Below are 25,098 nucleotides of genomic sequence, written 5' to 3'. Positions count from 1 at the left end.
GTTTGGCAACGCGTGGGTGCTATTTAGTCCGCAGGTGTAGGGCGCATCCGACCGTAAGAAGGGCTATGGCTGCGACCCAGTTCGCCGGGTGGCTGGTGTCGGTGAGGACGAAGCCCCAGGTCTCGCTGAACGGATACTGACCGGGGTTGACGACGACCGGGAGCAGGATGAGGGTCGCTGGTGCGACGGCGGCGATGCGTCGGTCGAGGAAGCGGGCGGCGATCAGGCCCGCACCGAGGAGACCGAGCATGTTGCGTAACGGGGCGAGTGTTCCGGTCGTGCCGATCACGGCCTCATCAGCCGCGAGGCCGAGCAAATGCGAGAGAAGTAGCGCGGTGCCGGTGCATACCGTCAGGACGATGCCGTGCAGGAGCAGACGTTGCGGCCACAGCGGCCGAGACGCGAGGCGTTCGGCATCGCGGGTATGTGAGCCGTAGACGATCAGTGCGGCAGCGACTGGGATGAACTGGCCGAGCGCGGTGAGGGAGGTCGCCGCAAGGAAGTCCGGCCGGGAGAAAACGAGCGCTCGCGCGCCAACGAGCGCGAGCGCGGTCTGGAGGGCGAGCACCGACAGAATGACTGGGAGCAGGTGCCGGGCGTGCAGGAAGCGGAGTGTCATCCGATGATGTCCTCAGGGCGCAGCGAGCAATCGAGGTACGCGGCAGAATGCTCGGCGAACCAGGTTTGCGCCTCGGGGAGTGTCTTCGAGCGAAGCGCGTCGACCAGTCGATTCAGCTCGGCGGCATCGACCGCGAACAGGGCGGCGTCGGGATCATCGGCGAGGAACACATTCACGGCCCCGAGGGCGGGCCAGGCGCCGCCGGCCTCGTCGGTCCCACAGCGCTGCCCGACCAGCGAGAACAGCGCGGCATGCACGCTGTCTGTGACGGGGTCGGCGCTGGACGGGTTCAGTGCGAACGTCTTGAATCGGTCGCTGCCACCGTCAGGCACAGTCCCGTCGCCTTGTGAGAGGGTGTCGAAGGCAAGTTCGCTCGATGCGACGAGGGAGGCGATGCGTCCCCAACGAGTTAGTAGATCCTCCCGCAGAGGCGCGTATTGCGGCAGAACATGCAGGGTCAGCGCGGGATCCTCTGAGGTGAGTGTCGTGAAGGATAGCTCGGACGGCGAGACAGAGACGGTGATGCGTTCGGCGGCGGGGGCGAGCGCAGCTGCGACGGGCACGCCCGCCGCGATCAGGGCGGCCCCTGCCACGGTCGAGACGAGCCGTCGCGGGCCGCGGAGTACAGCGATGATTGCGATGAGTGCAGTGATGACAAGGAGGACGAGCGCGTAGCGCAGCAACACCCAGTCGGAGTCGACGTGGGTGAAGGCGTCTTGTGCGGTGTCGATGCGGCGCAGCGGGTTTGCGAACTGGAGCCAGGGCGCCCCGAGGTCGAGGAACTGCGCCAGGTAGAGCATGGTCGGCGCGATGATCGCAACTGGCAGTGCAGCCCAACCGGGGAGTGCGGCAGCGGTCGTGGCGCCGATGGTCACGCTCACGAGCACCACCAGCAGTCCGTGCAGCAGTGCGATCGTCGGTGCTCCGGTGATCCCTACGATGACCGCGCGGACGACAAGTCCGGCAAGGACGATGAGCCAGAGGGCAGCTCCCCACAGCCAGGCGGCGATCGTCTGACGGAGGATCGCGGCCGCGAGCGACCGCGGGGCGGTGCGCAGAATCGGGCCGCCGCCGCTGCGGACCTCACGGGTTGCGTCCCACGCGGTCGCGGCGGCGAGGATCGGAGCCAGGAGCGTGGCGCCGGCGCTGAGGGCAGAAGCAATGTTCGCCCAGCTCGCCACGACGGGGTGCGTTGAAGTGGAGGCGGTAATTGCGTAAGCGGCGAGGATGATCGGGCCGGCCGGCAGCAGCAGGATCGACCGCCGCAATCCGATCGACAGTGGCCCGCGGTTCACGTCAGTGCCGCCGTTTCAGCGAGTAAGGCGGCATAGCCGCGCTCGAGTGGACTGTCGCCTGGAGAGTCCGGTCGGCCCTGAGCCTCCAGCTCCGGGACGGTCCCGACGAAGACGACCCGGCCGCGATCCAGGACCACGACGGTATCCGCGGTGGCGCGCACGTCCTCGATGAGGTGGGTGCTGGTGAGCACGGCGGTCTGTCGGCCAAGGTCGCGGATCAGTTCACGGAACGCGACGCGCTGCGCCGGGTCAAGTCCGACTGTCGGCTCGTCCAACAGCAGCAGCGCGGGTCGATTCACAATCGCCTGCGCGATACCGGCGCGGCGGAGCATTCCACCCGACAGCGACTTCAGCGGCGACGCCGACCGCTCCGTAAGGCCGACCGCCTCTATCGCCTGGATCGCCGCGTCGGACCTGCGTGGAGCGGGTATCTCCTTGAGCCATGCAACGTACTCGACTAGTTCCCGGACCTGGAACGAGGGCGTGAAGCGGAAGTCTTGGGGCAGGTAACCCAGGGATGCGCGCGCGAGCCGCCGCCCCACGCGATTTCCCAGATCATGGCCGCTGACAGTGACGATTCCCCGGTATCGCATGTCCAGCGTGGCGAGCGCGCGAATCAAGGTCGACTTCCCGGCGCCGTTCGGACCTACCAGTGCAGTGACGCCGGTGTCGACGGTGAGGCTGACCTCGTGCAGCGCATCCACGCGCATGCGCCGGTGCCGGATGGTCAGTGCCTCCACCCGTGTGGTCGGTTCAGTCATCGGATGAGTCCTTTGTCGAGGGCGAAGGCGATGAGCTGGAGGCGCGAGCGCATCCCGAGCTTGGTGAGGATATGGGAGACATGCGATTTCACGGTCGTCTCGCTGATAAACGCGATGGTGGCGATCTGTGCGTTGGACAGGCCGCGCGCCGCATACAGGAACACCTGGCGTTCCCTCGGGGTGAGTGGGTCGAGCGCGTCGACCACTGGAGTCCGCGTGACCGTGCGCGACTCGCGCAGCACTTCGGTGGACGACCGGCATGCGAACACGCTCTGCCCGGCATGGACGGTCCGCACCGCGTCGAGCAATGTCTCGGCCGTGGTGTCCTTCAGGAGGAAGCCCGCCGCCCCGGCGCGCGTCGCGGCGGCCACAGCCTCGTCGCTGCGGATCGTCGTGAGCACCAGCACCGCCGGGGCATCCGCACCAGCGACATCGAGGATGCGCGCGGTGGCGGCGATCCCGTTCAGCGCGGGCATGCGCACGTCCATCAGCACCACATCCGGTCGCTCGCGCTGCACCAGTGCGATAGCCGCTTCTCCGTCGTGGGCGGCGCCGGTGAATCGCATGTCGGGCTGGGACTCAACCATCATCCGCACTCCGTCGCAGAACAGCCGCTCGTCATCGACGACAGCGACGCGAATCTCACTCATCCTCGCCGCCTCTCGTCCGCGCTGGCAGGTAGGCGGTGACGATCCAGGAGTTCTCCTGCTCGTCGCGCGCCGCAGAGAGCCAGCCACCGGCCAGACGCGCGCGTTCCTGCATTCCAGTGACGCCTCGCCCACTTCCCGCGACCGGTGCTTCACCAGTGGCGCGAGAGACCACGGTGACCGCGAGGCCGGCGTCCTGCCAATCCAACGACACGTCCGCACCTCGTTCCACGGCCCCGTGGACGAGAGCGTTCGTCAGCGCCTCTTGAACAATCCGATGAGCTGACAATTCACTTACTGGCGACAGCGCACCAGGAGAACCGAGCTGCTGCACCCGCACCGGCAGCCCCGCCTGTTGCATCCGCTCGAACAGAGCGTCCAGGTCGGCAACGCCCGGGGCCGGGGCGTCATCGCCAGGCGCACCCAGAGCATCGATCAGCCAGCGGACATCTCCGAGAGTCTGCCTTGCCGTATCCGCGATCGTTCGCAACGGGACGCTGGCTTGCTCGGTCTTGGCGGCGACGCGGGCGCCCTCGGCCTGCGCGACGATGACGGCCAGCGAGTGTGCGAGCACGTCATGCACCTCCTGAGCGATCCGATCGCGTTCCCCGGCCAGCAGGAGCTCACCCTCTGCTGCCGACAGCGCCGACAGCGCCGACTCGCGGGCAGCCCGCTGCGCGTCCAAGGCCGCAAGGCTGCGCCGGTAGGCGAACGCGATCGCCCATACTCCGATGAACACGAGGAGACTCCCGAGAGCCCAGCTCGCGATCTGCCCGGCAAGGTCCGGGGAGTCCCAACTGTAGGTCACCGTGGTCGATCCGCCCAGTGGTGGTGAATTCAGTGCCGCCACACACAGCGCCGCAATCACGGCGAATCCGAAAGCGCACCGGACTCGGCTATGGGGCAGCGTCACGGTCGTCACCGCGATCACGACCAGCAGCGCACCGTACAACCACACTTGCCACGGCCCGAGGAACGCCCCGAACCGCAGCGCCGGGAGAGCGAGCTGGGCGATGAGGAGCACGAGCCCCAGCGCCAAGCTCGTCATCGGCAGTCGTCGCGCCAGGCACAGCGACGTCGCGAGCAACGCGAGACCGATGGGCGCGACCGGTGACGCGATAAAGAAAGACGGCAGGCCGGCCCCGATCAACAGCACAACGCCGGCCAGCGGCAACGCTGCCTCGCTGGACCACCGCTGCAATCGAATCATGCCATCGACTCTATGAGCTGACCTTTCCGTTCTACTGGACTTCGTTCGCAATCTCATCCAATAGGTGGAGAAGCAGACGGACGACAGTCGTACGAAGCTCCATTGCCTGCCGGTGGTGCGGTGCAGGGCCTCCGGCGCTATCTCTACATCGGTGCTGAGGAATTTGGGATTGGTCGCCGCTACAGGGCGGCAACGTGGCAACATCCTGGCAACCAACGCTGGTGACGAGAACTTTCGCGTCGCACTCGACACACGCAGGACCCCAGTAAACACAGGGCAGAACGGAGTCGGGTACGCAGTTCCGGGGGGAGCCGATTCCCCTCTCACGGCGGTAACGCGGGTTCGAATCCCGCTGGGGTCACCGGATAGAAAACCCCCGCTTCGGCGGGGGTTTTCTCGTATCTGTGGACATCCGTCGCACTCCCTGGTTTTACGCAGGACCATTCAGTTAGGCTGAATGACGTGAACGCGAGACGTCCGATGCGGCTGGCGCCCGCTCTACGGTCTTCGCTCGCGCCCGCGTGCGAATCCCAAAGGCTGACGCGGGGCTGGGCTTGGGAATCGGTGGCGACGTCTCATACGCTGGTCTCGTGTCGTTCGCCCGCTGGAGGCGGGGCGCCAGGATCGTGGATGTGTGATGTGTCTGCTCGGGGGAAGGAGAGTGCTCGTGAGTATTGCAGCGTCTCCAAGCCCCGAGCCGAAAGCGGGCCCGTCCCGAGCGGTGTCCCTCATTGTGCTCGCGGGCAGTGTGCAGGCCCGCGTCGACACGGTCCTCAAAGCGCGCGGCCTGAATCTTCGCAAATACGGTGCGCTCCACCATGTCGTGGCGACCCCGGGAATCTCGTTCAGCGAGCTTGCCCGGCGATTCGAGATCACCGTGCAGAGTATGCACACGCTCCTTGCCGCGCTCATTGCCGCAGGGCTTCTTGAATCAACAATCCCGCACCCCGGCGACGCGGCAGAGCTTGTCGTCACCGAGGCGGGGCGGGCGCTCTTGCGTGAACTTGACGGCGAGATCAGTGCCATCGACGACGGCCTCTTTGGGGCCTCTGCGCCCCTCGAGTGGCAGCAGCTGGGCGATGCGGTCACCGCGGTGGCGATCGCCGCCACCCGTGCTGCGGGATCCTAGCTCAGCGCTCAGCGCTCAGCCCTCAGCGCTCAGGCCCAGGCCCAGGCCCAGGCCCAGGCCCAGGCGCCTCACGCTTCCCTGTAACTTCTGTACTGGGGATTCAGTCCCACTGAATGTCCCTCCCGAAAGGTCAAGAATGAACTCCACCCTGCTGGTACTCCACGTTGTCGGTTCGATCGTGCTCGTCGGGCCGATCACGCTCGCTACAAGCCTCTTTCCGAAATACGCCGCCGTCGGCCCGCAGCCGCCCGGCAACGCCGTGAGCCCTACGAACGCAATCGCGGTGCTCCTGCACCGGGTCACGCGCGTGTACGGGGCACTGGGGCTTCTCGTTCCCGCCCTCGGGTTCGCGCTGGCCGCCCGGATGGAGATCCTGAATGATGCCTGGATCATCGCGTCGATGATCCTCACCGCCGTGGCAGCGGCGCTGCTTGCCCTGGTCATCACTCCGCTGCAGCGTGACTCGTTCGATGAGGCGCTCACCGCGCAGCGGGTGTTCCGCCTGCGGCTCGCGTCAGGGCTGTTTGCCCTGCTGTGGGCGATTGTCGTGGCACTGATGATCCTCCGCCCCGGTGCGAGCGCGTGACGCGCATGCGTCAGCCTGGGACGCTTCTGCTCTGCCTGGGGATACTTGAAACCACGACCCTCGCGGCGATGCTCATGAATCTCTGGACCGTTGATTCCCGCAGCTTCGCGGCTGTCGCTGGCCCCACGCACGGCTTCACGTGGCTTGCGATCCTTGTCGTATGCCTGCTCCTGCCAGGGTTGAGTGCCCGGCAGCGCGTCGTGGCCACGATCCCGGGGGTGGGCGGCCTGCTCGCCGTCCTCACGATCCGCCGCGCGCACGCCGCGACGAGTGAGCCCGGGGATCCCGCGCTGGACTGATGCGGCACTCGGCTCGGACACACACGCCCGCAGGCCCCCGAGTATGCTGGGACCATTCTGATTCGGCACACAGAGGAGCGCTCAGTGACCCGCACCATCAAGCTCGCAGTCATTCCCGGCGACGGCATTGGCCCGGAGGTGATTGCGGAGGCGAATCGTGTGCTCGACGCGACCCTCGTGGGGAGCGATGTGTCGCTCGACCGCACGGAATTTGCGCTGGGCGCGGATCGTTTCCTCGCAACGGGGGAGACCCTGCCGGAGGCCGAGCAGCGTGCGATCGCGGAGCATGACGCGATCCTGTTCGGTGCGGTCGGCGGAGTGCCGGGCGATGCCCGCCTCAAGAGCGCGAACATCGAACGCGGACTGCTCCTGAAGCTCCGTTTTGACTTCGAGCACTACGCCAACGTGCGCCCCTGCACGCTGTTCCCGGGCGTCGAGTCGGCGCTGAAAGATCCCGGGGCCGTCGATTTCCTTGTTGTGCGCGAGGGGACCGAGGGGCCCTACGCCGGCAACGGCGGCTCGCTTCGCCCCGGCACCGCGAACGAGGTAGCGACCGAGGTCTCGGTCAACACGGCGATGGGCGTCGAGCGTGTGGTTCGCTATGCCTTCGAGGCCGCGCAGGCCCGCCCGCGCAAGAAGCTCACCTGGGTCCACAAGACCAATGTGCTCGTGTTCGCGGGGTCGATGTGGCAGCGCATCGTCGAGACCGTCGCCGCCGAGTATCCCGAGATCGCGGTCGACTACATGCACGTCGATGCGGCCACCATCCATATGGTGCAGGATCCGGCGCGCTTCGACGTGATCGTCACTGATAACCTGTTCGGAGACATCCTCACTGACGTGGCCGGCGCAATCGGCGGCGGCATCGGGCTGGCGGCCTCCGGAAACATCAATCCGGACGGCACGTTCCCGAGCATGTTCGAGCCCGTACACGGCTCTGCTCCCGACATCGCAGGGCAGCAGAAGGCGGACCCGACCGCGGCGATCCTCTCCGCGGCACTCCTCCTGGACCACTTGGGTCTCCAGGCCGAGGGCGAGCGCGTCCGCACGGCGGTGCGCGCAGACCTCGCCACCCGGGGATCCGACCCCCGCCCGACGGCGGCGGTGGGCGACGCGGTGATCGCCGCGATCCCAGCCCGCTAGTCTCCCGCCGTCCCGGCGCACCCTGACGTTTCAGCACTCGCGAGAAAGACCCTTCATGACTGATCTGGCATTCACCCACACCGAAGCGACGCGCCGCCCCGCGGCTGAGCGCGAGGCCCTGCTCGCCGACCCCGGCTTCGGCAACGTCTTTACTGACCACATGATCTCGGTCGTCTGGACACAGGACGCCGGGTGGCACGATGCTGAGGTTATTCCGTATGGCCCGATCCCGATGGATCCCGCGTCCTCGGTGCTGCACTACGGCCAGGAGATCTTCGAGGGGCTGAAGGCGTACCGCCGGGCCGACGGCTCGATCGTGACCTTCCGTCCCGAGGCGAACGCAAAGCGCCTCAACGAGTCGGCCGTGCGCCTCGCGCTGCCGGAGATCCCGGAAGAGCTGTTTGTTTCGGCCGTGCGCGAGCTCGTGCGGATCGACGCTGACTGGGTGCCGAGCGGTGCTGATCAGAGCCTGTACCTGCGTCCGTTCATGATCGCCGACGAGAGCTTCCTCGGGGTACGCGCCGCTGAGCGTGCGCGTTTCCTGATCATCGCGAGCCCCGCGGGCCCGTACTTCTCGGGCGGCGTGAAGCCCGTGTCGATCTGGCTCTCGCAGGACCTGGCCCGCGCGGGTCGCGGCGGCACGGGCGCGGCGAAGTGCGGCGGCAACTATGCGGCCTCGTTGCTGCCACAGCAGGTCGCGGCTGAGAATGATTGCCAGCAGGTGCTGTTCACCGATGCGGCCACGGTCGACACGATCGACGAGCTGGGCGGAATGAACCTGTTCCTTGTGCGTGCCGACGGTACTCTCCTCACCCCGCAGCTGAACGGGAACATCCTCGATGGGATCACTCGCCGCAGCCTGATCCAGCTCGCGAAGGATCGCGGGCATGCCGTGGAAGAGCGGGAGATCACCGTGAGCGAGTGGCGCGAGGGCGTTGCCGACGGGACAATCACTGAGGCATTCGCGTGCGGCACCGCCGCCGTGATCACCCCGATTCAGCGGCTCAAGTCTGCCGACTTTGTGATCGACTTCGGCGCGAACGCGCCGGGCGCGCTCACGATGTCGCTGCGCGAGGAACTCACGGGGATCCAGTTCGGCTCGCGTGAGGACCGCCACGGCTGGCTGTCCGAGATCACTACCGCAGAGGTCGCACGATGAAGGTGGCACGGTTCCAGGTTGACGGCGAGATTTCCTTCGGCGTTCTGGACGCCGCAGAACACGGCGACGGCGTTGAGATCGTCGAGCTCGCAGCGGATCCGATCGTGGCGGGCTACGACACGACTGGCCGTCGGCTGCGGCTCGAGCAGGTCCGACTCCTGGCACCCGTGATCCCGCGCTCGAAGGTTGTGTGCGTCGGCAAGAACTACGCGGATCACATCGCGGAGATGCGCGATGTGACGGGTGGGGAGACTCCGGAAGAGCCGTTGCTGTTCCTGAAGCCGAACACCTCCGTGATCGGTCCGGGCGATGCTATTGTGCGCCCCGCGATCTCTGATCGTGTGGAGCACGAGGGTGAGCTTGCCCTCGTCATTGGCGCGATTGCGAAGGACGTTCCAGAGGATGAGGCACTGAAGTACGTGTTCGGTTTCACCTGTGCGAACGACGTCAGCGCCCGCGACCTGCAGCTGAAGGATGGTCAGTGGACTCGAGGGAAGAGCTTTGATACGTTCTGTCCGCTCGGGCCCGTGATTGAAACGGACCTTGATTTCAGCGATGCGCAGATCCAGACCCGTGTCAACGGCGAGACCCGGCAGGACGGCCGCACCTCCCAGCTGATCCACTCGCTTGCGAAGATCGTGGCGCACGCCTCACAGGCGTTCACCCTGTTGCCCGGCGACGTGATCCTGACTGGCACGCCGGCAGGCGTTGGCACCATGGTGTCCGGCGATGTCGTCGAGGTCGAGATCGAGGGAATCGGCATCCTGCGCAACCCAGTGCGGGACGCGGGGGAATAGACCAGAGGAGCAAAACCGGGGTTCGCGCGCGAACCCCGGTTTTTCTCTGCCCGCGCCCTGCCGCGGACGGCCGGACTCGGGTACGCTCGGGGGCACACAACACCGCGACGAGGAGGTGGGCATGCCGAGTGCTTGGCAGGCGCTACGCCGAGGCGAATCCGTGCGGGAGCGCCGGCGCCAATTGGAACGGGCGCACGAACGCTTCGTTGACCTGCTGCCCACGGCCGGAACTCCGAGCGACGCGCACGAAGCCGAACTGCGGGCCCGCTTTGGCGGAGCGCAGGATCTTCGCCCGATCGTGTTGGAGTCCTGGTTGCGCTCGCGGCGCGGCACCATCGACCCAGACCGCGTGCTCGACCGCCCCGCGCTTGACGACGCAGCCCTCGAGGAGCTGCGGGCCACCCACCCCATCGCCCGCGTGCTCCCCGTGATGCGGCGACTGCTGTTCGACGAGGCGCGGGACGCAGGCATGATCGTCGCGGTGGGAGACGCCGCGGGGCGACTGCTCTGGGTCGATGGGGACGCGCATCTGCAGGACCGAGCGGGGGAGATGGGCTTCCGCGCCGGTATGGACTGGTCTGAGCGCTCGGTGGGGACAAGCGCCCCCGGGAGTGCGCTCGCGCTGGATCACGCGATTCAAGTCCTCGGTGCCGAGCACTTCAGCCGCGCAGTGCACGAGTGGAGTTGCACGGCGGCACCGGTGCACGATCCACAGACGGGCGCGATCATCGGAGTTGTCGATGTGACGGGCGGCGATGCGGCGGCCTCGCCGCATATGCTCCCGCTGCTCCAAGCCACCCTCGCCGCGGTGGAGGCGGAGCTCCAGTTGGAGTCCCTGCGCATGCTGCTGGGCCAGGGCCGCGGCAGCTGTATGGATATGCCAGCGCGTCCGCTGTCGGCTGCGGCACACACGAACCCGCAGCGCGGGATCGCCGCGGCTGCGCCAGATCCCGTGCGGGATCAAGTCTCGGTGCCCGCCGCAGGCCTCGCAGTCGACGCTCCGGACGCCGCGGGGGTTGCGGACCCCGCGCCGCAATTCGTTCCCCGCCTGCTTGTGCTGGGGCAGGATCCGGCGCGACTGGAGTGGGACAGTGGTGCCGCGGCGGTGACAAGCCGTCATGCGGAGATCCTGCTGGCTTTGAGCGCCGCCCCACGCGGCTGCACGGCCACGGCGCTCGCCGAGCAGGTGTATGGGAGCCGGGACGCGGAGCAGACCCTGCGTGCTGAGCTTGTCCGGCTGCGCCGCTGGCTTCGTGAGGAAGGGGCGCCGCTCACACTCGCGTCGCGCCCGTACCGGCTTGCAGAAGCGCTGCGGGTGGACGCCACCGACACACTTGACGCCCTCGACCGCGGCGCGGGCCACGCCGGCTTCGCCGCGTACTCAGGCCCGGTTCTGCCGGCCTCGTCCGCGCCGGTCGCGGAGCGACTGCGTGCGGAGGTGGATGCGACACTGCGCGAGGCAATGCTTGAGTTTGCGAGCCCGGATGCGCTCTACGACTACGCCCAGCACTGGGCGGACGCCGACGCGCACGTGTGGGAAACCCTGTTGCTCGTGTTGCCGCGCACTTCGCCGAAGCGGGCGCGCGTGGTCGCGCGCATCGAGGCACTGAGCCGCACGGGCGCGTAGCGCTCACCAGGACCGGACCGTGCGCAGCCGAGTGGCGGCGGCGGGACAACTGTGCTGCGACTGTGCTGCGGCTGCGGCTGCGGCTGCGGTGCGACTGTGCTGCGACTGCGGTGCAACGTGAATGCAACGTCGCGGCGACGTGTCCGCAACGTTGCGCGTCATAGCGTCGGGGCACCGGGATCACACCCGGCACCGCACCGATGTCAAAGGAGACACGTCATGACCGTCTACGCCGCCCCGGGCCAGCCCGACTCCATCGTGACCTTCAAGAGTCGCTACGAGCACTACATCGGGGGTGAATGGGTGCCCCCGGTCTCGGGCCAGTATTTCGAGAATGTGACGCCGATCACCGGCAAGGTCTTCTGCGAGGTGGGCCGCGGGACCGCCGCGGACATCGACGCAGCGCTCGACGCCGCCGAGGCCGCCGCACCAGCCTGGGGGCGCACGAGCCCCGCGGAGCGCGCCGTGATCCTGAACCGCATTGCCGACCGGATGGAACAGAACCTCGAGAAGATCGCGGTCGCCGAAAGCTGGGACAACGGCAAGGCGGTGCGGGAAACGCTGAACGCTGACATTCCGCTCGCGATCGATCACTTCCGCTATTTCGCCGGAGCGATCCGGGCTCAGGAAGGTGGGCTGTCGCAGATCAACGAAGACATGGTCGCGTACCACTTCCACGAGCCGCTCGGCGTTGTCGGCCAGATCATCCCCTGGAACTTCCCGATCCTGATGGCCACCTGGAAGCTTGCCCCCGCACTGGCTGCGGGCAACGCGATCGTGCTGAAACCTGCCGAGCAGACGCCGGCTTCGATCCTGTTCCTGTTCGAGCTCATCGGGGACCTTCTACCACCTGGCGTCGTCAACATCGTCAACGGCTTTGGTGCGGAGGCCGGCAAGCCGCTCGCCACGAGCCCGCGGATTCGCAAGATCGCCTTCACCGGTGAGACCACCACGGGCCGCCTGATTATGCAGTATGCCTCCGAGAACATCATCCCAGTGACCCTTGAACTCGGCGGGAAGAGCCCGAACCTGTTCTTTGAGGACGTCATGGCACAGGACGATGCGTACTTCGACAAGGCGCAGGAGGGCTTCACGATGTTCGCCCTCAACCAGGGTGAGGTCTGCACCTGCCCCTCGCGCGCGCTTATCCAAGCGTCGATCGCCGACGACTTCCTCGACGCTGTCGTGGAACGCACCGAGCGAATCACGCGCGGCAACCCGCTGGACACGGACACGATGGTCGGGGCGCAGGCCTCGAACGATCAGTTCGAGAAGATTAAGTCGTACCTGGAGATCGGTCGCCAGGAGGGCGCCCAGGTACTTACCGGCGGTGGCGTGGCGGATCTCGGCGGCGAGTTTGCCGACGGCTTCTACATTCAGCCCACGATCTTCCGCGGCGACAACTCGATGCGGATCTTCCAGGAGGAGATCTTCGGACCCGTGGTCTCCGCCACGACGTTCACCGACTTCGACGACGCCGTGCGGATTGCGAATGACGCCCTCTACGGCTTGGGGGCGGGGGTGTGGAGCCGCAACGGCAACACCGCGTATCGGGCCGGCCGCGCGATCCAGGCGGGCCGAGTCTGGGTGAACAACTACCACGCCTACCCCGCGCACGCGGCGTTCGGTGGCTACAAGTCGAGCGGCATCGGGCGTGAAAACCACCTGATGATGCTGGATCACTACCAGCAGACGAAAAACCTGCTCGTCAGCTACCGAGAGTCCGCGGACGGCTTCTTCTAAACCCGCACCGTTTCACCGTCGAAAGGAACACTGCAATGACTCCTCAGAACATGCGCGCGGCCTCCGTCCCCGCCTTCGGCCAGCGGCTCGATGTCGCCGAGCAGCCCGTCCCGACTCCGGGGCCCGGCCAAGCCCTCGTCCGCGTCCTCACCACTGGCGTGTGCCATACCGATCTCCACGCCGTCGAGGGTGACTGGCCCGTAAAGCCGAGCCCGCCGTTCATTCCCGGTCACGAGGGTGTGGGCGTTGTCGAGAGTGTCGGCGAGGGCGTCACAAACGTTGCCGTGGGCGACCTCGTGGGAAATGCCTGGCTGTGGTCGGCGTGCGGCCAGTGCGAGCACTGCCGCACGGGCTGGGAAACGCTCTGCGAACGTCAGGAGAACGGCGGGTACTCGGTTGACGGGTCCTTCGCTGAGTACATGCTTGTCGACGCGGACTACGCCGCGGTGGTGCCCGCCGGATCGGACCCGGTCGAGGTCGCCCCGGTGCTCTGCGCGGGAGTCACGGTGTACAAGGGGCTCAAGATGACCGGGGTGCGTCCCGGTCAGTGGGTCGTGATCTCCGGGATCGGCGGCCTGGGCCACATCGCCGTGCAGTACGCGGTGGCGATGGGGATGCGGGTCGCCGCGGTCGACATCGCGGATGACAAGCTGGAACTCGCGAAGCGACACGGTGCCGAGGTGACGGTGAACGCGCGCGACACCGACCCGGTCACCGCGATCCAGGAGGCCACCGGCGGCACGCACGGGGTGCTCGTGACGGCGGTCCACCCGTCCGCGTTCGGTCAGGCGATCGGGATGACCCGGCGCGGCGGTACGATCGTGTTCAACGGGTTGCCGCCCGGGGACTTCCCCGCACCCATCTTCGACATCGTCCTCAAGGGGTTGACGATCCGCGGCTCAATCGTGGGCACCCGTCAGGACATGATCGAGGCGCTCGATTTCTACGCGCGCGGTCTGATCCACCCCACCGTCGCCGAGCGTCAGCTCGAAGACGTCAATGAGGTGCTCGACGAGATGCGCGCCGGCAAGATCGACGGCCGTATCGTGCTGCGTCTCGCCACAGCGTAGCCGCACTGCTGCGGCCGGATAGGACGCGATCCTGTCCGGCCGCACCTCGCCACTCACGAACGGAGTGATCCATATGACCGAATCACGAAATCTCGCGGCCCGGCCCGAGGTCGACGGCGAGACTGTGAGCCGGCTCGCGTTCACCCCCGCGGCTCTGGACCTCATTGAACGGTTATGGGTGCTGCACGGCCCGCTCATGTTTCACCAGTCCGGCGGCTGCTGCGACGGCAGCGCCCCCATGTGTTACCCCGCGGGCGAGTTCAAGACCGGCGGGCAGGACGTGTTGCTCGGCACCCTCAAGCTGCCGCCCGGAGCGGGCAGCACACGGGAGATCCCGTTCTGGATGTCGCGGGAACAGTTTGGTGTCTGGGCGCACACCCACCTCACGGTTGACGTGGTGCCGGGCCGAGGGAGCGGCTTTTCGCTCGAGGCCCCCGAGGGGCTGCGCTTCCTGATCCGCTCGCGGCTGCTGTGATCCGGCACTGTGTTGATTCGGCGCGGTGTTGATTCGGCGCGGTGTTGATTCGGCGCTGTCCTGATCCGGCGCTGTCCTGATCGGGCACCGTTCTGATCCGGGGCTGCGGCGATCCGGCGCTGCGGTGCCTGGTGCGGCTCCCGGATCCCGGTGCCGAACCGACCATGCAGTTTGACCTGCGAGAATAGTCAGGTGGATCCCAACAAGCTCAACCATGATCGCGGTGCCGAAGAACCCCGGCTGATCAAGACCCGCCCGAACCGCGGCGGGCTCGCGGCGCGCCCACAGGTGCGCCCGAAAGCGGAGGGCTGGAAGCAGCTGACGACCCCGGACGGGCGTCCGACCCTGCAGTTTGCCTCCCCGCGAGTCAAGCAGCCGGCGACGCACCTTGCCGATCTCACGCTCGCTGAGCGCGAGGCCAAGATCGTGGAACTCGGGCTGCCGAAGTTCCGTGCCAAGCAGATCTCGAAGCAGTACCTCGAGAACTATGTGACTGACGCAGCGGCGATGACTGACATCCCGAAGGACCGTCGCGAGGAGATCGCTGAGGCGTTTTTCCCGCCGCTGCTCACTGAGGTGAAGCGACTCGTCACTGACGACGGTGCCACGGTGAAGTTCCTGTGGCGGTTGTTTGACGGTGCGCTCGTCGAGTCTGTCCTGATGCGCTACCCGGGCCGGATCACGTTGTGTGTGTCGAGCCAGTGCGGTTGTGGCATGAACTGCCCGTTCTGCGCGACCGGCCAGGCGGGGCTGACCCGCAACATGTCGACGGCGGAGATCCTCGACCAGATCGTCCAGGCGAACCGCGTGATCGCCGAGGGCGGCCTCGGCCGCGCGCGCGAAGCCGGCAACGGGGCAGAACCCGAGCGGGTCAACAACATCGTGTTCATGGGCATGGGCGAGCCGCTCGCGAACTACAAGCGCGTGATGAACGCCGTGCGCCGCATGGTCGCGCCGTCGCCCGAGGGGCTCGGTATGTCGGCCCGCGGCATCACGGTCTCGACAGTGGGCCTCGCCCCCGCGATCCGCAAGCTTGCGGACGAGGAGATCCCCGTCACCTTCGCGCTGTCGCTCCACGCCCCGGACGATCAGCTGCGCGACGAACTGATCCCAGTCAACAGTCGGTGGAAGGTTGACGAGGTCCTCGACGCCGCGTACAACTACTACGAGAAGACCGGTCGTCGGGTCTCCATCGAGTACGCGCTCATCAAGGACATGAATGATCACGCGTGGCGGGCAGACCTGCTCGCGGACAGGCTCAACGAGCGCGGGCGCGGTTGGGTGCACGTGAACCCGATTCCGCTGAACCCGACGCCCGGCTCCATTTGGACCTCGTCGACGCGAGAGGTGACCCGCGAGTTCGTGGACCGCCTGAACGCTGCGGGGATCCCGACCACGCTGCGCGACACCCGCGGCAAGGAGATCGACGGTGCCTGTGGCCAGCTCGTCGCGACCGAGGAGGACCGCCGCGCGGCCGAGGCTATCGCCGCCGCGGGCTAGGCTCGCGCCGGAGAACCGACCTCCTCCTACAGCAGCGACCCGGTACGTGCAAGGATCCTTGCGAGTACCGGGTCGCTTCTGTAGTACGGGGTCGGTTCTGTGCTGCAACTCCGGCGGCGAGCCCGTGCCCTAGCGGCCGAGCGCGGCCGCGAGCTGTGCGACGTCCTCGGCCGTGTTCCAGAGGTGGAAGGCGACGCGCGCGTTCCCAGCCCGACCCGACGCCGTGATCCCGCCCGCGGTGAGCGCGGCGAGGTCCGCGCCGTCGGGGTCTGCCCAGGTGACGATCGCGGAGTCGCCCGCGGGCAGGCCGAGCACGGCGCGTGCGGCGTTGGCGAGACCGAGCGCGTGCGCGTGTACCGCCGCCGGATCGCGCTCGGCGCACTCGCGCAGCGCGGCGAGCGTGCCGCCGATCGCGGGCCAGACGGGGGAGAGGTCGAAGCGCCCGGCCCCGACTGCCAGCGGCGTGTGGCCCGCATAGCACGATGACCACACGTCTTCGGCGGAGCACCAGCCCGCGGCGAGCGGACGCAGCGTGTCCTCGAGTCCGGAGCGCACGGTCAGGAACGCGGTGCCGCGCGGGGCGCAGAGCCACTTATATGCGTGGCAGACTGTGTAGTCGAAAGTGTCGCCCCCGATGGGCAGCCAGCCGAGCGATTGCGTGAGGTCCACGAAGGTGCGGGCCCCCGCGCGCTCGGCGGCAGTGACGATCGCCGCATGGTCCGCGACGGTTCCGCACGCAGACTGCACGAGCGAGAACGCGACGAGTGCGGTGTTGGGGGTGATCGCGTCCGCAAGGTCGGCGACCGGGACGTAGCGCACGCGCACCCCGCGATTCGCGAGCTGCTCGAACGGGTGCGTGAGCGAGGCGAAGTCGCCCGTAGCGCAGAGCACTTCGCCGCCATCCGGCACCGCTGTCGCGACGATCGAGGCGAATTGTGAGACCTGTGAGCCGATGGCGACCTCGCTCGGGCTGACCGCCGCGATCCGGGCGAACAGCGCGCGGCACTCCTCGAACTTGGCCCCGATCGCGAGCGCGTCCAGCCCGCCGCCTGCCCAGCGCGCGACGAAGGCGTGCATCGCGTCGACAGTGGCGTCGCTCGGCAGGCCCGCTGTGCACGCCGCGAGGTACCCGGGGCCGGCCGCGAAGCTCGCGGCCCAGCCCGCCGCACCGGGCACAGTGGGAACGGAGATCGGAGCGCGTGAGGTCTGCATGGCCTCAGGCTAGGGGAGCCGGACACATAATGATAGGGAATCATTCTTATGATTTGCTTCACTTCACGTTATGTCCGGCTACACTGGAGTCATGTCGAACTCCACCACTCGCACCCCGGACCCACTCGGCTCCATCGACTCCACGGAGCTCCGTATCCTGCACGCCCTCGCTACGACGGGATCCCTCACCGCGGCCGCCGCCAGTTTGGGCCTGAGCCAGCCCGCCGTGAGTCAGCGCATCAAGCGCGTCGAGACTCGCCTCGCGGTGCCGCTGATTGAGCGCAGCGGGCGTGGGATCCGGCTCACCCCGGCGGGTCGGATCCTCGCGGATCACGGCCGCACCGTGGTCGCCGAGATCGACGCCGCCCTGAGCGCGATCGACGATCTCCGCGGCGAGCGGGCCGGCACCCTTCGGCTTGTGGGTTTCCCCTCAGCTTCGGCGACAGTTGTGCCCGCGCTGATGCGTGCACTCGCGACGGAGGCCCCCGACGTGGCGCTGCAGTATCGCGAGGCCGAGCCACCCGCCGCCACCGAGATGCTCCGCGACGGTGAGGTCGACTGCGCCCTGATCTTCGACTACGAGGGTGCCGCCGAGCTGCCCGCGGGGAGCGCGTTCCTGCCGCTCTGGCGCGAAGAGGTGCGCCTGGTGCTCTCGGACGACCGTGTGATCGGGGAGAGCGCCCGGCTCGAGGACTTCTCCGAAGAGCACTGGATCGCGGGCTGCGAAAAGTGTCGTGGTCACCTGCTGTCCGCCGCGAGCGATGCGGGCTTTGAGCCCGACATCATCCAGGAGACCGACAACGTCCCCGCGATGCTCGCGATGGCCGCCGCAGGCGGTGCCGTGGCCCTCGTGCCGGGGCTCGCCCTCGCCGCAGCCCGGACACTTCCGGATGACGCGCGTGCACTCCCGGTGGACCCGCCGCGCCACCGTGTGATCGGTCTTGTCTCAATGGCGACGGCAAACGAGAGCCCGCAAGTGCGGCTCGCCAAGCGTTTGCTCGCGACAGTTGACGGCGGCTGCTGGGGTCTCGAGCCGGTGGTACAGGCATGAGCGCGCACACCGACTCCGTCCGCATCGTCGCCCCCGCGCGCACGCAGCGCAAGATCGTCATCATTCTCGCGCTCGCCACGATTCTCGGTGGGCTTGGCGTGGGTGCGTCGCTTTCGGCGGGTGCCCTCCTGATCGCCGACATCACCGGCAATCCCGCGCTCTCGGGCTTCGGCTCCACAATGAACGCCGTGGGCGCGGCAATCGCGGGTATGCCGCTCGCGCGGCTCGCGGCGCGCAAGGGGCGGCGCGTTGCCCTGGCGACCGGCAACATGATCGCCGTCGTGGGTGCCGTGCTCGTGGTCCTCGCGGCGGCGCAGCGCTGGTCCGTCCTGCTGTTCGTCGGCCTCGCTGTGCTGGGCATCGCGGTCGCGGTGCAGCTGCAGTCCCGCTTCGCTGCCGCCGACCTGGCGCTGCCTGAGCGGCGGGCGCGGGATCTGTCCCTCGTCGTCTGGTCCATCACGATCGGTGCGGTCACCGGGCCGAACCTGATCGGCCCGGGTGAGCAGCTGGGGGAGGCGCTCGGCCTGCCCGGGCTTGCCGGAATCTTCTTCTTCACGATCGCCGCGCAGCTTGCCGCTGGCCTGGTCGTCTGGTTCGGGCTGCGGCCGGACCCGCTGCTCGAGGCTCGCCGCCTGGAGATCGCCGCGCACGCCGCGCACACTGATCACGTGCAAGCGGATCAGCCGCCGGCCGATCCGACACACCCCGGTCCTGCGCAGCTCGCGGCAGACCAGGCGGCCCCGGCCGCCGCACCTCGGGTATCCGCACGCCCGCAGTATCTCGCGATCCTGCTTGTCGCGCTTGCCCACGCCGTCATGGTGGGCCTCATGGCGATGACACCGCTGCACCTCACCGGCCACGGTGGCAGCATCACGCTCGTGGGTTTCACCATCAGTATTCACATTGCCGGTATGTACGCGCTCTCGCCGGTGTTTGGCATGCTGACGAGCCGAATCGGGGCGATTCCCGTGATCGTCGGGGGATTCCTCGTGCTCGGGCTCGCGGCGGTCGGTACCGGCCTGGGCGGGGAATCCGTGGGGATCATTCAGGTCGCGCTTGTGCTGCTCGGCCTCGGCTGGGGCATGGTGACCGTTGCCGGTGCGGCGCTCGTGACCGAGCTCACCCCGAGTGCGGACCGGCCGGCGCGCCAGGGGCAGTCGGACACGTCAATGAACGCGGCCGGTGCACTGTTCGGTGCGGCGTCGGGCGCGCTCTTCGCGATTGGCGGATTCCCGCTGGTCTCGATCGTTGCCGGAGTGCTGATTGTGCTCGGGCTCCTCGTGGCTATTCGCCTCTCGGCCACTCGGCGTGGGTAAGATGGCATCGATGTCACACACCGAGACCCCCCAGTTTTCCACCGCGACCGGCTCCGACGTTCGCGTTCGTTTCTGCCCCTCGCCGACGGGAACCCCCCACGTCGGCATGGTGCGCACGGCCCTGTTCAACTGGGCCTATGCGCGTCACACCGGCGGCACTTTCGTGTTCCGGATCGAGGACACTGACGCAGCACGCGACAGCGAGGAGAGCTACGCTCAGATCCTCGACTCGCTGCGGTGGCTCGGTCTCGATTGGGACGAAGGGATCGACGCTGGCGGTGAGCACGGCCCGTACCGTCAATCGCAGCGCGGGGAGATCTACCAGGGCATCATCGCCCAGCTCTCCGAGGCCGGGTACCTCTACGAGAGCTTCTCTACGGCCGAGGAGATCGACGCGCGCAACGAGGCGGCCGGTCGCCCGAAGCAGCTGGGCTACGACAACTTCGACCGCGATTTGACGGACGAGCAGCGTGCGGCGTACCGCGCCGAGGGGCGCGAGCCCGCGCTTCGCTTCCGCGTGCCCGATGTGGACCTCTCCTTCACGGACCTTGTTCGCGGCGACATCACGTTCCCCGCGGGATCCACAATCGACTTTGTTGTGGTGCGCCCGAACGGTGCTCCGCTGTACACGCTCGTGAACCCTGTGGATGATGCGCTCATGGGGATCAACCACGTTCTCCGTGGCGAAGACCTCCTCTCCTCGACGCCGCGCCAGATCGCGCTGCACAGTGCGCTCGTCGAGCTCGGCATCGAGCCCGCGATCCCGCAGTTCGGTCACCTCCCGTATGTGCTTGGCGAGGGCAACAAGAAGCTGTCCAAGCGCGACCCCGAGTCGAACCTGCTGCACCACAGGGAGCGCGGCTTCATTCCCGAGGGCCTGCTCAACTACCTGTCACTGCTCGGGTGGTCGCTGTCTGCGGACCGCGACGTGTTCACGAGCGAGGAAATGATCGCCGCTTTCGATGTGCGCGACGTCAACCCGAACCCGGCCCGCTTCGACCAGAAGAAGGCCGACTCGATCAACGCCGACCACATCCGCCTGCTGACCGAAGAAGACTTCGGTGCGCGGATCCTGCCGTATCTGATCGCGGGTGGGGCGTTGCCCATCGAGCCCAGCGCAGCGCAGCTCGAAACCGTGCGCCAGGCGGTGCCGCTCGTACAGAGCCGCGTCACTGTGCTGAACGAGGTTGTGCCGATGCTCGGCTTCCTCTTCACCACGGCGACCGCACTGAACTACGAAGAAGACGCCTTGAAGTCGCTGAAGGCCGACGCGCCGCAGGTGCTGCAGGCAGGTACTGCCGCGCTCTCCGAGATCTCGGACGCAGAGTGGAACACCGAGCGGATCCAGGAAGCGCTGCAGTCGGCGCTGATCGACGGGCTCGGCCTGAAGCCGCGTGTTGCCTTTGGTGCGCTGCGGGTTGCCGCATCGGGCCGCCGGATCTCGCCGCCGCTGTTCGAATCCTTCGAGCTGCTGGGCCGCGACGAGACGCTGGCGCGCCTCGCGAAGCTTGACGCGCACCTGGCTGCAGCGCCCGCCGCAGAGTAATCCAGCCCCGAAGCCGAGCGCTTCACATCACCGAGTGAGAGGACCGGTCCGTGTCTGAGTTGTCGCAGGCATCGTTGTCGCAGGCATCGTCATCGCAGGCATCGTCATCGCAGAGCGTGCCGTCCGGGGATGCCCCGATCGGCGTTGCCATTATCGGGGGCGGGCCGGCAGGTCTCTCCGCGGGACTGCAGCTTGTCCGCGCGAATCGACGGATCGCCATCCTCGACAGCAACCGGCCACGGCACTCGGCCACACTGCAGTCCCACGGCTTCCTCACCCGGGACGGCGCCTCCCCGTTGGAGTTGCGTCGTCTCGGCCGGGAAGAATTCGAGGCATACCCCACGGCTCAGTTCGCCCAGGCGATGACCCGCGAGGTGACGCCGCTGAGTCACGACGAAGCGATCGCCGTGGGCTTCCCCGACGGGATCGGATTCCGCGTGCGTGGGTCGGGGATCCGAGGAGCCGCTGACGTCGAGTTCATCTCTCGCCGCGTCTTGATCGCGGCCGGTCTTACCGAGGAGCTCCCCGCGCTCCCCATGATCCGCGCCTACTACGGCACGGCACTGCACAGCTGCGTGGAGTGCGACGGCTTCGAAAAGACTTCCAAGCCGTTGGCCCTGATCGGGGAGACGACGGATCTGTTCGCACGCGCCCTGCTGATCAGCCGCTTCAGCTCTGACCTGATCGTCTTCACGAACGGTGCGGAGACGATTCGCGCTGAGCAGGAAGCACAGCTTGCCGCAATCGGCATCCGCGTGGAGCGGCGGCCCATCGACGACATCGTGGGGGAGAAGGCCGATATGCTCGGTGTCCGCCTCGCCGACGGTGAGATCATCCCGCGCGTGGGCGGATTTGTCCGCCCCCGCTGGCACGCGCCGGTCGAATTCATGGGCGAACTGCCCATCGAGCGCGACGATTGGGGACTTGTGGCGACCGATGAGCGCGGTGAGACGACAGTTCGTGGCGTGTACGCAGTGGGCGACATTGTCCCTCCGGGACCGCAGCAGTTGATCATCGCCGCGGGGAATGGGGCGCGGGTGGCCGCGAAGCTCAACATGGACATGATTCGTGGTGCGCTCGGCGTGGGCCTTGTCGATGAGTAGGGCGGACGCTGCTGTGGTGAATGACGAAACCGGTTCGGCACGCACGCAGACCCCGGGCATCCCGGAACCGGGACCCGCGGGGAACATTGCCGCTGCTTCGGGTGCGCGCTACGCCGTCGTGATGTCCGTGTTCGTGGGGCTGCTGCTCATCTCGAACATTGTCGCGGTGAAGCTGATCGCCTTCGGCCCGGTGCAGGCTGGCGGGCTCACGCTGGGCCCGTTCATCGTGGACGGGGGAGTGTTCCTGTTCCCCCTGGTGTACATCGTCGGCGATGTGCTCGCCGAGGTGTACGGGCTTCGCGCCACCCGGCGCGCGATCTTTACCGCCTTTGGGCTCTCGCTCCTGGCCTCGTTGACGATCTGGATCACACAGCTTTCGCCCGCCGCGCCGGGATGGGAGAACCAGGCAGCTTTCGAGTCCGTGCTGGGTTTCGTACCGCGGATCGTTGCCGCGAGCCTCGGCGCGTTCCTCGCTGGCCAGTTGATCAACGCGTGGGTCCTTGTGTGGCTGCGCCGCCGCACTTCGGGCCGCTTCCTCCGTACCCGGCTGATCGCATCGACGGTTGTCGGGCAGGTTGTGGATACCGTCGTGTTTTGCACAATCGCGTTCTGGGGTGTGCTCGAGGGCTGGGACTTCCTCGGATACACCGCCCTCGGCTACGGCATCAAGGTGCTCGCCGAAGTGGTGTTGCTTCCCGTGACCACCCGGGTGATCGCGCGGGTGCGCGCCGCGGAGGTCCGCGCTCAAGCCTGAGCGCGCCCTCATCCAGCCCCCGCTGAGCTAGCCCCCGCTGAGCCAGCCTCGCTGATCCGGCGCCCGCGCCTGCCCGCGCACCCTACCCGAGGCAAATTATTTAGACGTAGGGAAACTATCGGAAATTTCCCTACGTTCGGATAATTTGCCTCGGGGAGGGGGAGGCGACCTTAGCTGGCTTTCGCGGCGGCTGCGCGGGCGAATTCGGGGCCGTAGATCCGGCCGAGCACCTCGTCGCGCAGTTCGACGAACGTGCCATCGATGATGCTCGCGCGGATTCGGTCGACGAGCCGCACGATGAACCGTTCGTTGTGGATCGTCGCGAGCGTCGACCCGAGCATCTCCTTCGCCTTGAAGAGATGGTGCAGGTACGCCGCGGTGTAGTTCTCGCAGGTGTAGCAGTCGCACTCGGCGTCGATGGGTTCGAAGCGGCGCCGCTGACCGGCGGACTTCGCGTTGATCCGACCCTGCGCCGAGTACATGCTTCCGCCGCGAGCCTGTCGCGAGGGGGCGACGCAGTCGAAGGTGTCTGCGCCAGCGGCAATCGCGGCGAACAGATCGTCGGGTTCCGAGATCCCGAGGAGGTGGCGCGGCTTCTCATCGGGTAGCTCATCGCATACCCAAGACACGATGGTGCCGAGCTCGCTCTTCTCGAGTGCCCCGCCGATTCCGAAGCCGTCGAACTGCTGCCCGGTTGCCGTAGCACCGCTCATTTCGGCAAGCCCGCGGGCCGCCTCTCGCCGAAGGTCCTCATATTGCGCGCCCTGCACGACACCAAACAGTGCCTGGTAGGGACGATGCGCGCGGTCGATCGTGAGCTGGGCGTGCTCATCGAGGCAGCGAACAGCCCAGCGCGCCGTCCGGGCCACGGAGTCTTCTTGATAGGCGCGAGTGTTCAGGAGGGTTGTGCACTCATCAAAAGCAAAGATGATGTCTGCACCGAGTTGATGCTGAATCCCCATTGAGACCTCGGGGGTGAATCGGTGCCGATCGCCGTTGATGAACGACTTAAACGTGACGCCGTCCTCATCCACGTGAGCGAGCCGCTCTTTGTTCTTCGCGATCACCTCAGCGTCACTGTAGGCAGACTCGGTCATCGAGATGACCTTCTTGAACCCGACACCCAGCGACATCACCTGGAACCCACCGGAGTCGGTGAAGGTCGGACCGTCCCAGTTCATGAAGCGGCCCAGGCCACCGGCCTCGTCGACGAGATCGGATCCCGGCTGCAAGAACAGGTGGTACGCATTTGCGAGCACGGCCTGCCCACCCAGTTGGGTCACGGACTCAGGAAGAACGGCCTTCACAGTCGCCTTGGTTCCGACTGGAATAAAGGCAGGGGTCTGAATATCGCCGTGCGGGGTGGAGATTGTGCCGGCGCGGCCGAGCGGCTCACCATCCGAGCCGCGCACCCCCTCGGCAAGCGAGTGGTCGACCGTAAAGGTGAAGTCGTTGGGGGACGGCGGGGGAGTGAGAGGTATGTGTGCGGTCACGCGTCCATCTAAGCACCCCGAGTGTGAACGCCGTGCGGGCCAAGGGAGCGGTGGGCGGGAGGACAGTCTGCGGAGTACGAGGAGGCACCGGAGGACGCGCCCGGGAATCACGCTCCGGTCGCGCGGAATCGTGGATTTCGAGCGGATTTCGAGATCGGCGACCCGGATCCGGGCAGGCTGGCCAAAGCGCCCGCTGACCGAAGATCCGCGGAATCATGCGGAGACACGCGCGGGAACGCGGTCTGGTTTGCCGCCAGGCGCAAAGCTGCGTAATGTTTTGCCTTGTCAGCGAGACAGGCCGGAAGCGAGAGCGACACGGGCTGGATCGGACAGAGAATCACCTGCTGATCGCTTGAGTGTGGATTTGAAAATTCACGCGGAAGCGAGTACAGTTAGATTCTCGTCGGGCCGCACGGAGAAGTTACTTCTCCACAGAGTCAGCTAGAATTTCTGCGCGTGATCTGCGGTACGAGACAAGTTGCTGTTCGGAAACCTCGTGAAGGGGTTGACGGGTGGTGTCTGGTCTTTGAGAACTCAATAGTGTGCACTTTAATTGTCAAATG

At 67.1% G+C, this 25,098-nt stretch carries 23 protein-coding genes; 16 read left to right on the top strand and 7 right to left on the bottom strand.

Annotation, left to right across the window (positions count from 1 at the left end; all coding sequences use genetic code 11):
* Positions 1 to 19: 19 nt before the first annotated feature.
* The 5 genes from FM113_RS17400 to FM113_RS17380 are packed head-to-tail and all read right to left on the bottom strand — an operon-like array spanning position 20 to position 4,532.
* Positions 20 to 619: a hypothetical protein gene (locus FM113_RS17400; protein ID WP_087016179.1), complete on the bottom strand. Its 600-nt coding sequence runs from the start codon at positions 617 to 619 to the stop codon at positions 20 to 22.
* A complete protein-coding gene (locus FM113_RS17395; protein WP_087016177.1) occupies positions 616 to 1,914 on the bottom strand; it encodes a hypothetical protein in 1,299 nt (432 codons plus the stop codon). The genes FM113_RS17400 and FM113_RS17395 overlap by 4 nt, the downstream gene beginning before the upstream one ends.
* Positions 1,911 to 2,675: an ATP-binding cassette domain-containing protein gene (locus tag FM113_RS17390; RefSeq protein ID WP_087016175.1), complete on the bottom strand. Its 765-nt coding sequence runs from the start codon at positions 2,673 to 2,675 to the stop codon at positions 1,911 to 1,913. Before FM113_RS17390 ends, FM113_RS17395 begins: the two co-directional genes overlap by 4 nt.
* Positions 2,672 to 3,325, bottom strand: a complete 654-nt coding sequence (locus FM113_RS17385) for a response regulator transcription factor (RefSeq protein WP_087016173.1) — start codon at positions 3,323 to 3,325, stop codon at positions 2,672 to 2,674. Before FM113_RS17385 ends, FM113_RS17390 begins: the two co-directional genes overlap by 4 nt.
* The gene (locus FM113_RS17380) at positions 3,318 to 4,532 is read right to left on the bottom strand and encodes a sensor histidine kinase (protein ID WP_176387288.1); all 1,215 of its coding nucleotides are present in this window, start codon (positions 4,530 to 4,532) and stop codon (positions 3,318 to 3,320) included. Before FM113_RS17380 ends, FM113_RS17385 begins: the two co-directional genes overlap by 8 nt.
* A 667-nt stretch (positions 4,533 to 5,199) precedes the next feature.
* On the opposite strand from FM113_RS17380, the gene FM113_RS17375 reads away from it, so the two are divergent.
* From FM113_RS17375 to rlmN, 11 genes are all read left to right on the top strand, one after another.
* Positions 5,200 to 5,661 carry a MarR family winged helix-turn-helix transcriptional regulator gene (locus FM113_RS17375; RefSeq protein ID WP_176387287.1) on the top strand — a complete coding sequence of 154 codons (462 nt, stop codon included), beginning with the start codon at positions 5,200 to 5,202 and terminating at the stop codon, positions 5,659 to 5,661.
* Positions 5,662 to 5,797: 136 nt separating this feature from the next.
* Positions 5,798 to 6,247, top strand: a complete 450-nt coding sequence (locus tag FM113_RS17370; protein WP_087016167.1) for a hypothetical protein — start codon at positions 5,798 to 5,800, stop codon at positions 6,245 to 6,247.
* Positions 6,244 to 6,546: a hypothetical protein gene (locus tag FM113_RS17365; protein WP_140393411.1), complete on the top strand. Its 303-nt coding sequence runs from the start codon at positions 6,244 to 6,246 to the stop codon at positions 6,544 to 6,546. Before FM113_RS17370 ends, FM113_RS17365 begins: the two co-directional genes overlap by 4 nt.
* Positions 6,547 to 6,630: 84 nt before the next feature.
* Positions 6,631 to 7,689 (top strand): 3-isopropylmalate dehydrogenase, encoded by a 1,059-nt coding sequence (locus tag FM113_RS17360; RefSeq protein WP_087016161.1) that lies wholly within the window; start codon positions 6,631 to 6,633, stop codon positions 7,687 to 7,689.
* A 55-nt stretch (positions 7,690 to 7,744) separates the two neighbouring features.
* Entirely contained in the window at positions 7,745 to 8,848 is a 1,104-nt protein-coding gene (locus tag FM113_RS17355; RefSeq protein ID WP_087016160.1) for a branched-chain amino acid aminotransferase, read from the top strand.
* The gene (locus tag FM113_RS17350; protein WP_087016158.1) at positions 8,845 to 9,645 is read left to right on the top strand and encodes a fumarylacetoacetate hydrolase family protein; all 801 of its coding nucleotides are present in this window, start codon (positions 8,845 to 8,847) and stop codon (positions 9,643 to 9,645) included. Before FM113_RS17355 ends, FM113_RS17350 begins: the two co-directional genes overlap by 4 nt.
* A 121-nt stretch (positions 9,646 to 9,766) precedes the next feature.
* Positions 9,767 to 11,272: a GAF domain-containing protein gene (locus tag FM113_RS17345; protein ID WP_087016156.1), complete on the top strand. Its 1,506-nt coding sequence runs from the start codon at positions 9,767 to 9,769 to the stop codon at positions 11,270 to 11,272.
* A 219-nt stretch (positions 11,273 to 11,491) separates the two neighbouring features.
* Positions 11,492 to 13,015 carry an aldehyde dehydrogenase family protein gene (locus FM113_RS17340; RefSeq protein ID WP_087016154.1) on the top strand — a complete coding sequence of 508 codons (1,524 nt, stop codon included), beginning with the start codon at positions 11,492 to 11,494 and terminating at the stop codon, positions 13,013 to 13,015.
* Positions 13,016 to 13,050: 35 nt separating this feature from the next.
* Positions 13,051 to 14,085, top strand: coding sequence for an alcohol dehydrogenase AdhP (gene adhP / locus FM113_RS17335; RefSeq protein ID WP_254909078.1), 1,035 nt, complete (start codon positions 13,051 to 13,053; stop codon positions 14,083 to 14,085).
* 73 nt (positions 14,086 to 14,158) lie between these two features.
* Complete coding sequence (locus FM113_RS17330) at positions 14,159 to 14,560, top strand: DUF779 domain-containing protein (protein WP_087016152.1); 402 nt, start codon at positions 14,159 to 14,161, stop codon at positions 14,558 to 14,560.
* Positions 14,561 to 14,752: 192 nt separating this feature from the next.
* The gene (gene rlmN / locus FM113_RS17325; RefSeq protein ID WP_087016150.1) at positions 14,753 to 16,060 is read left to right on the top strand and encodes a 23S rRNA (adenine(2503)-C(2))-methyltransferase RlmN; all 1,308 of its coding nucleotides are present in this window, start codon (positions 14,753 to 14,755) and stop codon (positions 16,058 to 16,060) included.
* Between the two features lie 129 nt (positions 16,061 to 16,189).
* On the opposite strand, the gene FM113_RS17320 is transcribed toward rlmN, so the two are convergent.
* Positions 16,190 to 17,272 carry an aminotransferase class V-fold PLP-dependent enzyme gene (locus tag FM113_RS17320; protein ID WP_087016148.1) on the bottom strand — a complete coding sequence of 361 codons (1,083 nt, stop codon included), beginning with the start codon at positions 17,270 to 17,272 and terminating at the stop codon, positions 16,190 to 16,192.
* 91 nt (positions 17,273 to 17,363) lie between these two features.
* Between FM113_RS17320 and FM113_RS17315 the strand changes: the two genes are divergently transcribed.
* The 5 genes from FM113_RS17315 (at position 17,364) to FM113_RS17295 (ending at position 23,042) form a co-directional block, all read left to right on the top strand.
* On the top strand, positions 17,364 to 18,323 hold the full coding sequence (locus FM113_RS17315) for a LysR family transcriptional regulator (RefSeq protein ID WP_087016199.1): 960 nt from the start codon (positions 17,364 to 17,366) through the stop codon (positions 18,321 to 18,323).
* Positions 18,320 to 19,639 carry an MFS transporter gene (locus FM113_RS17310; RefSeq protein WP_087016146.1) on the top strand — a complete coding sequence of 440 codons (1,320 nt, stop codon included), beginning with the start codon at positions 18,320 to 18,322 and terminating at the stop codon, positions 19,637 to 19,639. The genes FM113_RS17315 and FM113_RS17310 overlap by 4 nt, the downstream gene beginning before the upstream one ends.
* Positions 19,640 to 19,649: 10 nt before the next feature.
* Positions 19,650 to 21,185 carry a glutamate--tRNA ligase gene (gene gltX / locus FM113_RS17305; protein WP_087016144.1) on the top strand — a complete coding sequence of 512 codons (1,536 nt, stop codon included), beginning with the start codon at positions 19,650 to 19,652 and terminating at the stop codon, positions 21,183 to 21,185.
* 116 nt (positions 21,186 to 21,301) lie between these two features.
* The gene (locus tag FM113_RS17300; protein WP_087016197.1) at positions 21,302 to 22,288 is read left to right on the top strand and encodes an NAD(P)/FAD-dependent oxidoreductase; all 987 of its coding nucleotides are present in this window, start codon (positions 21,302 to 21,304) and stop codon (positions 22,286 to 22,288) included.
* A 16-nt stretch (positions 22,289 to 22,304) separates the two neighbouring features.
* Positions 22,305 to 23,042 (top strand): queuosine precursor transporter, encoded by a 738-nt coding sequence (locus FM113_RS17295; protein WP_254909077.1) that lies wholly within the window; start codon positions 22,305 to 22,307, stop codon positions 23,040 to 23,042.
* A 170-nt stretch (positions 23,043 to 23,212) separates the two neighbouring features.
* On the opposite strand, the gene tgt is transcribed toward FM113_RS17295, so the two are convergent.
* Positions 23,213 to 24,454, bottom strand: a complete 1,242-nt coding sequence (tgt, locus tag FM113_RS17290) for a tRNA guanosine(34) transglycosylase Tgt (RefSeq protein WP_087016193.1) — start codon at positions 24,452 to 24,454, stop codon at positions 23,213 to 23,215.
* Positions 24,455 to 25,098: the final 644 nt, after the last annotated feature.

This window comes from Leucobacter sp. 7(1) (assembly GCF_900163635.1).
Lineage (GTDB): Bacteria > Actinomycetota > Actinomycetes > Actinomycetales > Microbacteriaceae > Leucobacter.
This window is presented reverse-complemented; position numbering and strand designations above follow the sequence as displayed.